Annotated in this window: 9 protein-coding genes; 4 read left to right on the plus strand and 5 right to left on the minus strand. The window is 39.0% G+C overall.

The window, feature by feature from the left end; translation table 11 throughout:
• Positions 1–148 precede the first annotated feature (148 nt).
• The 3 genes from ABD769_RS21805 to ABD769_RS21815 all read right to left on the minus strand — a co-directional run bounded on the left by ABD769_RS21805 (position 149) and on the right by ABD769_RS21815 (position 5,004).
• Entirely contained in the window at positions 149–916 is a 768-nt protein-coding gene (locus ABD769_RS21805) for a TatD family hydrolase (RefSeq protein ID WP_344853473.1), read from the minus strand.
• Between the two features lie 89 nt (positions 917–1,005).
• Entirely contained in the window at positions 1,006–3,933 is a 2,928-nt protein-coding gene (gene uvrA / locus ABD769_RS21810; RefSeq protein WP_344853474.1) for an excinuclease ABC subunit UvrA, read from the minus strand.
• Between the two features lie 111 nt (positions 3,934–4,044).
• A complete protein-coding gene (locus ABD769_RS21815) occupies positions 4,045–5,004 on the minus strand; it encodes a hypothetical protein (RefSeq protein ID WP_344853475.1) in 960 nt (319 codons plus the stop codon).
• Between the two features lie 198 nt (positions 5,005–5,202).
• On the opposite strand from ABD769_RS21815, the gene rhuM reads away from it, so the two are divergent.
• Positions 5,203–6,183 carry a virulence RhuM family protein gene (gene rhuM, locus ABD769_RS21820; protein ID WP_344853476.1) on the plus strand — a complete coding sequence of 327 codons (981 nt, stop codon included), beginning with the start codon at positions 5,203–5,205 and terminating at the stop codon, positions 6,181–6,183.
• A gap of 193 nt (positions 6,184–6,376) precedes the next feature.
• Here the strand turns inward: rhuM and ABD769_RS21825 are convergent, their stop codons facing one another.
• Both ABD769_RS21825 and ABD769_RS21830 read right to left on the minus strand, forming a co-directional pair.
• Positions 6,377–7,417: a 2Fe-2S iron-sulfur cluster-binding protein gene (locus ABD769_RS21825; RefSeq protein WP_344853477.1), complete on the minus strand. Its 1,041-nt coding sequence runs from the start codon at positions 7,415–7,417 to the stop codon at positions 6,377–6,379.
• A 418-nt stretch (positions 7,418–7,835) separates the two neighbouring features.
• Entirely contained in the window at positions 7,836–8,618 is a 783-nt protein-coding gene (locus tag ABD769_RS21830) for a lytic transglycosylase domain-containing protein (RefSeq protein ID WP_344853478.1), read from the minus strand.
• Between the two features lie 262 nt (positions 8,619–8,880).
• Here ABD769_RS21830 and ABD769_RS21835 point away from each other — a divergent pair, with 262 nt between their 5' ends.
• The 3 genes from ABD769_RS21835 (at position 8,881) to ABD769_RS21845 (ending at position 12,266) form a co-directional block, all read left to right on the plus strand.
• Positions 8,881–10,455: a pseudouridine synthase gene (locus tag ABD769_RS21835; RefSeq protein WP_344853479.1), complete on the plus strand. Its 1,575-nt coding sequence runs from the start codon at positions 8,881–8,883 to the stop codon at positions 10,453–10,455.
• A 195-nt stretch (positions 10,456–10,650) separates the two neighbouring features.
• The gene (locus tag ABD769_RS21840) at positions 10,651–11,760 is read left to right on the plus strand and encodes a lactonase family protein (RefSeq protein WP_344853480.1); all 1,110 of its coding nucleotides are present in this window, start codon (positions 10,651–10,653) and stop codon (positions 11,758–11,760) included.
• A gap of 11 nt (positions 11,761–11,771) precedes the next feature.
• Positions 11,772–12,266, plus strand: coding sequence for an SRPBCC family protein (locus tag ABD769_RS21845; protein ID WP_344853481.1), 495 nt, complete (start codon positions 11,772–11,774; stop codon positions 12,264–12,266).
• Positions 12,267–12,304 lie beyond the last annotated feature (38 nt).

Below are 12,304 nucleotides of genomic sequence, written 5' to 3' on the forward strand. Positions count from 1 at the left end.
CCGATATTTTGCAATACAAGAAATCAACAATATTATTATCCTGCATTATAGATACTCAGCAGATTTCTCCACTACGCTTCTCTTCGGTCGAAATGACGAAGTGGCTGGATTGACTAAAGACTTCAGACTAATGACTCCGGACTAAATTCTATACTCCAAAAATTTTTTTCGAATTTTCAGTGGTTACATTTGCAATTTCTTCAACAGAAACGCCATAAATATCGGCCAGCTTTTGGGCGATGTAAACCAGATAACTGCTCTCGTTCGGCTTGCCACGGAATGGAACAGGCGCTAAATAAGGCGAATCGGTTTCTAAAACCAGGTTATTTAAAGGGATATCTGCCAATACCAGATCCAAACCTGCCTTTTTATAGGTTACTACCCCACCAATGCCTAAATAAAAATTAAGATCAATCGCCTGCCTGGCCTGAGCCAAATTTCCGGTAAAGCAATGGAATATACCACGGAGTTTTTCACCGCGTTCGCTTTCCAGTACTTCAAAAACTTCGTCAAAAGCCTCCCTGCAATGGATTACGATTGGCAGACCTAAATCTTTTGCCCAGGCAATCTGTTTCCTGAAAGCATCCTGCTGAATAGCCAGTGTGGTTTTATCCCAATACAGATCGATACCGATTTCGCCAATGGCATAAATTTTTCGTCCGGCAATACTTGCGTAAATTTCATCCAGCAGCGTCAGATAATCTTCTTTTACATCGCAGGGATGCAGGCCAGCCATTGCAAAACAGTTTTGAGGATATTTCGCCACGAGGTCATCAATCATCGCTATCGATTTTACATCAACATTAGGCAAAAACAAACGGTTCACGTCACTTTCAAAACAGCGCTCCATTAACTGGGCCTGTTTTTCGGCATCCTGCTCGTAATATAAATGGGTGTGGGTATCGGTGAAAAGCATGGTTATAATGTAAAATGGGTGATGTAAAATGGATAATGGATTAGACAATCAAACCTCCGACTTCGGTCTTTCGGGCCTCCGACTTCAAACTACTTTTTCTTTTTAGCTGTGCTTTTCTTCGGCACTTTAACTTCTGACTCCCGACTCCCGACCTCGGACTTTCCGTTTTGTGGAATCCATTCCATTTCCTTTTTCAAAAATTTTCCGGTTAAACTAATCGGGTTCTGGATCAAACCTTCCGGTGTACCTTCAAACAAGATTCTTCCGCCGCCAGCGCCGCCTTCTTCACCTAAATCGATCACCCAATCGGCAACTTTAACTACGTCTAAATTATGTTCAATCACTAAAATGGTATTTCCTTTATCAACCAGCTCCTGCAGTACACCTAAAAGCACATTAATATCTTCGAAATGAAGTCCGGTGGTTGGCTCATCTAAAATATAAAAAGTTTTTCCGGTATCTTTTTTCGAAAGTTCGGTGGCCAGTTTTACACGTTGCGCCTCGCCTCCCGATAAGGTAACCGACGATTGCCCTAAAGTGATATAACCCAAACCAACATCTTTTAAGGTTTTGATTTTTCTATAAATGATCGGAATATTTTCAAAGAAAGTACAGGCATCTTCAATACTCATGTCCAATACATCACTAATCGACTTTCCACGAAAACGCACTTCTAAAGTCTCTCTGTTGTATCTTCTTCCGCCGCACTCTTCGCAAGGTACCTGCACATCAGGCAAAAAGTTCATCTCGATAACCTTTAAACCCGCACCCTGACAGGTTTCGCAACGGCCACCTTTTACATTGAAAGAAAAACGGCCTGGTTTGTAGCCACGAATCTTTGCTTCGGGCAACTGCACAAACAAATTCCTGATATCGGAGAAAACGCCGGTATAAGTAGAAGGATTGGACCGTGGCGTTCTACCAATCGGCGCCTGATCAATTTCGATTACCTTATCGATTTCTTTTAAACCATTGATTTTTTCGTAAGGCAAAGGTGTTTTTTTGGCCCTGAAAAAATGATGGTTTAAAATCGGGTATAAAGTTTCGGTAATCAAACTCGACTTACCACTACCCGAAACACCGGTTACCGCAATAAATTTACCTAAAGGAAAATCTACCGAAACCTCTTTCAGGTTATGTCCGGTTGCTTTAATAAGTGATAATTTATGTCCGTTGCCTTTCCTGCGGACTTTTGGGGTTTCAATCTGTTTTTTGCCATTTAAATAATCGGCAGTTAAAGTATTTGATTTCAGGATCTGTGCAGCAGTTCCTTCGGCTACAACCGTACCCCCGTGGATACCTGCACCCGGACCAACATCAATTACCCAATCGGCCTCTAAAATCATATCCTTATCGTGTTCTACCACCAAAACGGTATTTCCAAGATCGCGGAGATTTTTAAGTGCATTGATTAACCGTTCGTTATCACGCTGATGCAAACCGATACTTGGCTCATCGAGGATGTACATTACATTCATCAACTGCGAACCAATCTGTGTGGCCAAACGGATACGCTGTGCCTCGCCACCCGAAAGTGTGCGGGCAGTACGGTCTAAAGTTAAATAAGTTAAACCTACATCGGTTAAAAAGCCGATCCTCGCTTTAATCTCCTTTAAAATTTCTTTGGCAATAATATTCTGGCGGTCAGACAAACGTTCATCAACTTTTTCAAACCACTGATGAAGGTTATTGATATCCATCGATGAAAGCTCGAAGATGTTTTTACCATCCACTTTAAAATGCAGGCTTTCTTTTTTCAAACGGGCACCATGACACTCGGGGCAGGTTTTCAGTTTCCTGAATTCGTCCATATCATCAGATGCTGATTCGCTTCTTTTTTCGTTTTGCTCTTCGAGCATTTTAATAATACCATCGAAGGTGATGTTATAATTCTGAACGTTCCATTTATTGTATTCTACCTCAACCTTGATCAGGTCGGGCGAACCGTTTAAAATGATGTTAATGACCTCGTCGCTTAATTTTTCAATCGGCGTAGAGAGCGAGAAACTGTATTTTTTGGCCAAAGCTTTTAATACCTGAAACATCCAGATATCGCGGTATTCGCCAAGAGGTGCCAAACCACCGTTTAAAATGCTCAGTTTCGGATTCGGGATCACTGATTCTTTATCCACTACGAAAATATAGCCCAAACCATCGCAACGTTCGCAGGCGCCATAAGGCGAGTTGAACGAAAAGCTGTTTGGTTGTGGCTCATCGTAGGAAATACCCGTGGTTGGGCACATCAAAAATTTACTAAAGTGTGCTACGTTATTATCCTTATCGCTGATTTTGATTACGCCTTTACCCATTTTCATTGCGGTTTGTAAAGAATCGAGCAGGCGTTTTTTATCTTTTACGTCAATGATCAGCCGGTCAATCACCACTTCAATATCGTGGATTTTATAACGATCTACCTGCATTTTAGCGGTAATATCTTTTATTTCTCCATCTACACGCACTTTTACATAACCCTGCTTACGGATCTGCTCAAAAAGCTCGCGGTAATGTCCTTTTCTACCTTTAACAACCGGTGCGAGGATATTTACGGCCAAACCATCGAATTTATTAAAGATATTCTGCAGAATCTGATCTTCACTCATGCGTTCCATTTTTTCGCCGGTATTGTACGAGTAAGCATCGGCTACACGGGCGTAGAGCAAACGCATAAAATCGTAAATTTCGGTGATGGTACCCACGGTTGAGCGTGGATTTTTGCTGGTGGTTTTCTGCTCAATGGCAATAACCGGACTTAATCCTGAAACTTTATCTACATCCGGTCGCTCCATACCTCCCATAAACTGGCGGCTGTAAGCGCTAAATGTTTCCATATAACGGCGCTGACCTTCGGCATAAATGGTATCGAAAGCCAGTGAAGATTTACCGCTGCCACTTAAACCCGTGATTACCACAAGCTCGTTGCGCGGAAAACTAACATCTATATTCTTTAAATTATGTACCCTCGCACCATATACTTCTACATCTTTTTGCTCGCCGAGGTCGATAGATTTATTGCTCATATTTTATTTAAAGTTGGGGCCAAAACCAGGCCTTTAAAAAGACCGGATTCAATCCGCAAAAATGCTAAAAATTTTATCAAAAAGAAAGTCAAAACCAATCTGTATTACCTATTAATTGTCATAATGTCGGCTTCTATTTCTAAGGAAACCAGATGATAAGCCAAAGCGCACATAACTGTAATGATCCTGAAAATAGATATTGTAATTATCTTCACCATAATAGCCTACCGCCGCCATTAGAAACACATTGTTCATAAAAGGGAAGCTATAATTGAAATTGATTTCAGCATTAAGCCTCTTCTGAATATTGGCAAAATTTTTCGATGGAATTTTATTTACGGCATAAGATAACTCGGTATTTAAACGCCAGGTTTCTTTTTCGGTTTTTACTTTTTGCTTATTCTGGGCATTTTTTTCGATTTCATCATACCTTCGCCAGGAGAATCCGTACAGCACTCTTGTAAATCCAAAACCTTCATTTAGCGCAGGCTCATACCTGAAAAATTTATACCATTGCAAACCGACGCGATGATTGAAAGAATAATAGCTTTGATCGGTATTTACAGGTGTAAAATCTCCAAAGCGATAAGAAAGTGTTAAATAATTTGCATTAAAATTTCCGGTACGGGTGTTAATTGTTCCATCGGGATTAAAAGCAGACTGATCCTGACCGTTTGAATGGTGGGTAAAAGCCAGCTCGGCATATTTATAATGATCGGCATCAGGATTTAACCTCGCATAAAGTGCTCCGCCCAAACGGTAACTCGGCGTTCGCACCGCAGCCGAAAATTCTGTTCGCACACGTACCGTAAAATCAGGAATAATGGCAAAGGCAACTGGCGATTTATAACTACCCAAAAGCATATAAGTGGTGGTGAGCCGTCCGTTAATGACATATTTTGAAGGTGCACCTAATTCTCCACCAGGTGCCGTATAGGCTAAATCAGCATTTTCTTTGTACAGATGAATATATTCTCTATTGGCAAACTCTCTTTTTACGGCTATTGAATCTTGAGCAAAGGATTGTAAACAGATGAGGCAGATAATAAGCGTAAAAAAAGTTTTCGTCATATCAGATAAACGCTGATAATGAGGCGACGGTTTTGTATTTTTAGAGAAATGGTTTTGCGGGTAATTAACATCAATTCTCCACTTCAACTTTATACTAAAAATCGCCATCTTCGCAAATTCCACAGACGTTACATACCGTATGTTCCAAACCGAACGAAAATTGAAACGTATAAATTTAAATAAGCAAAAACAACTAAAATGAATTCTGAATTAATCATATATCAAACAGAAGACGGGCAAACCAAAATTCAAACCCGCTTAGAGAATGAAACTGTTTGGTTGACAATTGAGCAAATGGCAGAGTTATTTCAAAAAGCAAAATCAACCATTAACGAGCATATTCTAAATATTTACAAAGAAGGAGAACTGGAAAAAAATGCTTCTTCGAGAAAAATCGGAAATTCCGATTTTTCTACCAAACCTACCAATTATTACAATTTAGACGTGATCATTTCGGTAGGCTATAGGGTAAAAAGTTTACAGGGGACTAAGTTTAGGCAATGGGCAACTGCTCGACTAAAAGAATACATAGTAAAAGGCTTTACTATGAATGATGAGCTTTTAAAAGAAGCAGGTGGAGGTAATTATTTTGATGAACTATTAGCTCGTATCAGGGATATACGTTCATCTGAAAAAATATTTTGGCGTAAGGTTCTCGATATTTATGCAACCAGCATAGATTATGATGGTAATGCAGAAGTGTCTTTGCTGTTTTTTAAAACGGTTCAAAATAAAATGCATTGGGCAGCACATGGAGAAACTGCAGCCGAAACTATTTACAAACGAATTGATGCTGGGAAGCCTAATTTAGGCTTAACCAATTTTAAAGGTGAACAGCCAACAAAAAAAGAAATAGAAGTTGCCAAAAACTATTTGAATGAAAAAGAACTGGAATTACTCAATAGAATGGTAACTGCTTATTTAGAACTAGCCGAATTGCAGGCACTAAACAGAAAGCCAATGTATATGATTGATTGGATAAACCGTTTAGACGATTTTTTAACAATGACAGGTAATGACATTCTAACCAATGCAGGAAGTATTAGCCATCAAAAAGCATTAGATAAAGCTCACAAAGAGTATGAAAAATACAAGGAACAAACAAAAAATGATCTTTCAAAAGCAGAAAAAGATTTTATTAACCAAATAGATATTGCTGCCAAAAGATTAAAAAAATAGTTAATAAAAAGATTTAGTGCACAAAGATATAACCAAACAAAAAAGACCGATCACCAATGCTCTGGCATTCGAGAAATGCAAAAAAAAACATGAATGCAAAACGACATAATACATATTACTCAAAGCTCTGCCTGCAAAACTTTTTACATAACAACCGTTAGCAGCGTTAATAAATAATATAATTTTCTTAACCCTACCACTCTATCGTCGTTCCATTTTCTGTGGGATGCCCCGTACAAACCAACACCCGGCCTCTTTCCAGTTCATCATCGGTAAGCACTTCATTATAATCCATCCTAACCGCCCCTTTGGTGCAATTTGCCACACAGGTACTGCATACACCACCCCGACAACTATAAGGAAGTTTAATTTTATTTTCGAGTGCTACATCTAAAATCCGTTTTGGCCAGGGCACTTCGAGGTTATATGATTCTCCTTTGAAGTTTAAAATAACCGAATAGGTATTTTTATCGACCACTTTTTCAGAACTATCGTCTTCATCAACCTCATCTTCTGGCAGCACAAAAGTCTCTCTTTTAATCTGTTTAATATCGAAACCCATGCCCAATAAGGTAATCCGGCATAAATCCATGTAAATGATGGGTCCGCAGCTATAAAACAGCGCATTATCCCGATCGAAATGTAAATGTTCTTTGATTAATTTCTCAATATAGAATTTATTCAGCCTGGCTGTCATTAAGTTTTTACTGTTGCTAAAAATCCAGACAATTTTCAACCTGTCAGGATATTTTTGCTCCCATCCGATCAGTTCATCATAAAACAAAGTTTCCTCTTTCGACCGGTTACTATATATTAATGTAATTAAAGATTTTTTCTCGCGTACCAAAGCTGTTTTCATAATCGAGAACAATGGCGTAATACCCACACCAGCGGCAAAAAGAAAAATATCCCGTTCCAGATTTTCTTCAGGCAAATAACTGAACAAACCCTGCGGTTCCTGAGCAAAAAGAACATCGTTTACCGAAGTTTTATGATGCAAAAACCTCGAGATCTCTCCATTCTCTACTCTTTTTACGGTAATAGCTAAAGGCTCGTTCACATCCGGCGAACTGTTAAAAGAATAAGATCTTCTCACCTCTTTATGCTGCCCCTGAAAAACCAGTGATAAAAACTGTCCTGCCAAATATTTCGGGTATTGATCTACTTCCTCAAATTGAAAGGTAATATTATCACCCGGTTGATTGATGATCTTATTGATGCGCAGTTTGAACATATTGCAAAGAAAGGAAATTGGTTTCAATAGTTCAATCGTTCATTGGTCATTAGTTTATTGGTAACTGAAAATGGGTTAATTGTTTCAATTGGTTAATTGGTTAATTGTGAATTGCAAACTTCTAACTGCAAATTTCCAACTGAAAACTGTTAATGGTTTGTTGGTTAGCATAATGCAGAAAATATTTCCGTGTCAATCCGTGCATCCGTGGCTAAATGTTCATTAGTTAATCGGCCACTGGTTTATTGGTTAGCATGACGCATAAAATAACTCCGTGCCTTAGTAACCTTGTGGTAAACAATATCCATCAGCAAACAAATCGGTGTAATCCAACAATCTATCAAAGCACCGTAAATAAAAAGCGTCCCGATTAAAAACCGGGACGCCTTACCAAATGCTTGTCTTTATCTTAATTATATTATTCGGCGTTGTAGGCCAATAATACGCGCGGTTTTGCGTAACCGTAACGTTTCGGATGTTCCATAATCTGTTTCATAGAAATCACCTTATAAACATAGCCACCGGTTTCGCGGTTAAGCCTCATTTTGTAGTAATTATCCTGATTTTGATTATCGATCTGCTTGCGTAAGCGTCCGTCGCCAACATTATAAGCCGCAGCTACCAACGTCCAGCTTTCTAAACCTTTATACATTTCTTTAATGTATTTACAGGCTGCAATGGTCGATTTGCGCAGGTTATAGCGCTCATCAACATTCCCATTTACCCTCAAACCATAATTACGGGCTGTGCCGGGCATAAACTGCCAGATTCCGGCTGCACCTTTTGGAGAAACACCCTGAGTCATTCCAGATTCGACCAAAGCCAAATACTTAAAATCATTAGGGATTCCGTAAGCAGCGAGAATGGGTTCAATTACAGGAAACCATTTTGCTGCTTTTGCATGCAGGCGATTGGTTTGGGTATTTCCGTAAGTGTGTGCTGCAAGAATTTTTTTCATTTTGCGTTCTACCTTTTTATCGCCTAATGGCAGGGTTTCTTCCGCGAAATTCAACTGTGCCATTAAAGATTGAGGGGTTTCCTCGTTTTCTACTTTAACGCTATCAGATTTGGGTATTGTAGTGTTTAATTTTTCTTCTTTTAAAAGACTTTTTTGTGCTAAGGGCATTTGGTAAGCGAACACTTTTGCCAAGATAAATAGTGTTGCCACTACCGCAAATGGTACGATGTGTTTCTTTAACATTTTCCTCCTTTTTTTGGTGAACTTATATAAAAACGTTGGCAAAGGTAAAAAATAATAAGCACATTATCAAACAGTTACAGAAATAAGCCCGAAAATCGGCCTCTAAAGTGCTTTAAACGTGGATTTTAAATTTTGATTTTCAGACAAATTTCCCTATATTAGAGGCTATTTTTTTATCTGATTTTTCAGCTCTTAAAATTGTTATGTTCATCATTTTTTCATAAATTTGCAGCCCGCATTTTTAATGCGTTAAAAGCGTATCATGATAAATAAAAACAACAGGAACAGTCGGGATGACAAGTCCAAACCAGGCAGTCGGAGAACAGAAGGCAGAAGTAGTTCGGCCGGGTCTGACAGAAAGAGATCAGACGACAAAGACAGCAAATTCAAAAAATCATCCGATTCTAAAGAAGGCTTCAGACCCAGAAGCGCAGACGGCAAAGATTTCAAATCAAAATCTTTCGGAGACAAAAAAGATTTCAAACCAAGATCAGGCGGACGTGATTTCAAATCGAAAGATTCGGAGCCACAAAGTTTCAAATTCGGCGATCGCGAGTTTAAATCAAAAGATGCAGCATCAGAAGACCGCGGTTTTAAACCGAGAGAAGGTAAATCAAGAGATTACAAGCCAAGAACCGGCGACCGCGATTTCAAAGGTGGTTCAAGAGATTACAAACCAAGAACAGGAGACAGGGATTTTAAACCAAGAGAAGGTGGTGCAAGAGATTATAAGCCAAGAACAGGAGAGCGTGATTTCAAATCTAAGGATGGAGATTCGAGAGATTTTAAACCGAGAACTGGCGACCGCGACTTTAAACCAAGAGAAGGCGGATCGAGAGATTACAAACCAAGAACAGGAGAACGCGATTTCAAATCGAAAGATGGTGGATCGAGAGATTTCAAACCCAGAGAGGGTGGCTACAAAGATTACAAATCGAGAGGTAAATCAGACGATTTTAAGCCAAGTGCCGGAAGTTCTAGAGATGTAAAACCAAGAGAGCCAAGGGAAGGCGACACCCGTCCGTTCAGAAAACGCGAGGAGGCACAGCCAAGAGATACAGAATTTAACCGCCCCGAGCGCACTGTAATTACCCAGGGCCGCAAAACAAATGAAGATAAAGGCTTAATCCGCCTGAACAGATATATTTCAAATGCAGGCATCTGCTCTCGTCGTAAAGCCGATGAGTTAATTATTGCCGGTATTATTACCGTAAACGGCGAAGCCATTACCGAATTGGGACATAAAGTTGATCCTTCAAAGGATTTGGTTCGTTACAACGGAGAATTACTAAAACGTGAGAAAAAAGTTTACGTTTTACTAAACAAGCCAAAAGATTACATCACCACTACCGACGATCCACAGGAACGCCGTACAGTAATGCAACTGGTTGATAAAGCGAGCCGCGAGCGCATTTACCCGGTTGGTCGTTTAGACCGCAATACCACCGGTTTATTATTAATGACAAATGATGGTGATTTAGCAGATAAATTATCTCATCCTAAAAACGGCATCACTAAAATTTACAATGTAGAACTGGATAAATCTTTATCACAGGGCGATTTAAATAAGATTGCTTTTGGTTTAGAATTAGAAGATGGCTTAATTAAACCTGATAACATTTCTTACGTTACAGGCGGAACCAAAAAAGAAATCGGTATCCAGATCCACAGTGGAAAAAACAGGATTGTTCGCCGTATTTTTGAACACTTAGGTTATAATGTAGAAAAATTAGACCGCGTAGTGTATGGCAATTTAACCAAGAAAGACCTCCCTCGTGGCAGATGGCGTTATCTTGAAGAACATGAATTGGTTCAGATTAAACATTTAATAAAATAGTATTTGAAGGCAGCCAATTGGCTGCCTTTTTTGTTGTTATTGTTTTTTACCACCAAGTGCACAGAGAAAAAGCACAAAGGTTACCGCATAGGCATCCATTGAATCAGTCTCTAATAATTAAGAAACATCTTTCCGTGTTTTCTGTGCCTCCGTAGCCAACTTTCTTTATATTTGTTAAAATCAATACCATATTTCATGAAAAAACTTAGTTCATTGCTTATACTTTCTATATTTTCGATTCTTACTTTTGCCCAGAAAACAAATTACAATCTTATTATAGGCACCTACACCGCACCAGGGAAAAGTGAAGGAATTTACACTTATAACTTTGATGCATTAACTGCCGCTACAAGCATAAAAAGTATTGCAAAAAACACGGCAAATCCTAGTTATGTTGCTGTTTCGTCCGATAACAAGTTTATTTATGCAGTAAATGAAACCGGGGCTACCAGTACCGTAAGTTCATTTAAATATGATGCAAAAACAGGTGAATTAACCTTTTTAAACAAAGTTGACAGTCATGGTGCTGATCCTTGTTTTATTACGGTTGATGCAAAAAATGTAATTGTTGCCAATTATAGTGGTGGCAGTTTAGCCGTATTTGCACGAAAAGCTGATGGTTCTTTAACGGAAGCTTTACAAGTGATTAAACACGCTGGAAAAAGCATTGATCCGAAAGGCAGACAGGAAAGCGCTCATGTACACATGACAAAATTTACGCCGGATCATAAATATTTAATTGTTAACGACCTGGGTGAAGATCAAACTTATATTTACAACTACAACCCAACTTCGAAAGAAAAAATATTAACGGTAAAATCGGTACTAAAAACCAATGCAGGTACCGGTCCGAGGCACATTACTTTTAGTCCGAATGGAAAATTTGCTTATCTGGCGCACGAATTTAACGGCAGCATTACAGCTTTTACCTATGCAAACGGAACGCTAACCAAAATCCAGGAGATTGGCACTACGCCAAAAGATTTTACAGGCAAGGTTGATGGAGCAGATATCCACGTTTCGGCAGATGGAAAATTCCTATACGAAACCAACCGCGGCGATGCCAATAGCATTTCTGCATTCTCTATCTTACCTACCGGAAAGCTGAAATTTATTGAAACCGTAAGTACATTAGGCAAAGGACCAAGAAATTTCACAATTGACCCGACCGGAAAATTCTTATTAATCGGCCATCAGTACACCAACAACATTGTTATTTTTAACCGCAACAAAACTACAGGCAAACTAACCGATAGTGGTAAAAGAATCGATGTCGGTGCACCCGTTTGTTTAGTGTTTAACTAATCAGAAAGCCAATGGAAAACTTCGATTGGACCAAATTCACCCTCAGGATCGCCATTAAAGCAAAGCTTGAGGACATTTACAACGCCTGGACAAAGCCTAATGAAATTGAAAAATGGTTTTTAAGCGATGCGTTTTTCAATGATGAGAATCATGTATTGCTCAGTAAAAACCAGAATGCACTCAAAGGAGACCGATACAAATGGATCTGGTATTTGTATGATGACATCGAAAACGGAACAGTAACCGAAGCAAATGGTACAGATTATTTTCAGTTTACTTTTGCCGGAAATTGCCTGGTTGAGATCAAACTTAGTGAAGAATTTGAATACACCGTTGTAGAACTGACCCAAAAGAATATTCCTGAAGATGATGATTCAAAAAAAAATATCCGCTTAGGCTGCCACAACGGCTGGAGTTTTTATCTGATTAATTTAAAATCTGTTTACGAAGGCGGTTTAGATTTAAGAAATAAAGATAACCGGTTTAAGCCGATGCTGAATAATTAAAGCATAATAATAATTCGGAATATTAGCTATTGATATTC

Source organism: Pedobacter jeongneungensis (genome assembly GCF_039538295.1).
Classification (GTDB): Bacteria; Bacteroidota; Bacteroidia; order Sphingobacteriales; family Sphingobacteriaceae; genus Pedobacter; species Pedobacter jeongneungensis.

Bases quoted from the DNA above. Each gene is read 5' to 3' on its own strand.
- ABD769_RS21805 (WP_344853473.1), bottom strand. From the start codon at position 916: ATGCTTTTCACCGATACCCACACCCATTTATATTACGAGCAGGATGCC.
- uvrA (WP_344853474.1), bottom strand. From the start codon at position 3,933: ATGAGCAATAAATCTATCGACCTCGGCGAGCAAAAAGATGTAGAAGTA.
- ABD769_RS21815 (WP_344853475.1), bottom strand. From the start codon at position 5,004: ATGACGAAAACTTTTTTTACGCTTATTATCTGCCTCATCTGTTTACAA.
- rhuM (WP_344853476.1), top strand. From the start codon at position 5,203: ATGAATTCTGAATTAATCATATATCAAACAGAAGACGGGCAAACCAAA.
- ABD769_RS21825 (WP_344853477.1), bottom strand. From the start codon at position 7,417: ATGTTCAAACTGCGCATCAATAAGATCATCAATCAACCGGGTGATAAT.
- ABD769_RS21830 (WP_344853478.1), bottom strand. From the start codon at position 8,618: ATGTTAAAGAAACACATCGTACCATTTGCGGTAGTGGCAACACTATTT.
- ABD769_RS21835 (WP_344853479.1), top strand. From the start codon at position 8,881: ATGATAAATAAAAACAACAGGAACAGTCGGGATGACAAGTCCAAACCA.
- ABD769_RS21840 (WP_344853480.1), top strand. From the start codon at position 10,651: ATGAAAAAACTTAGTTCATTGCTTATACTTTCTATATTTTCGATTCTT.
- ABD769_RS21845 (WP_344853481.1), top strand. From the start codon at position 11,772: ATGGAAAACTTCGATTGGACCAAATTCACCCTCAGGATCGCCATTAAA.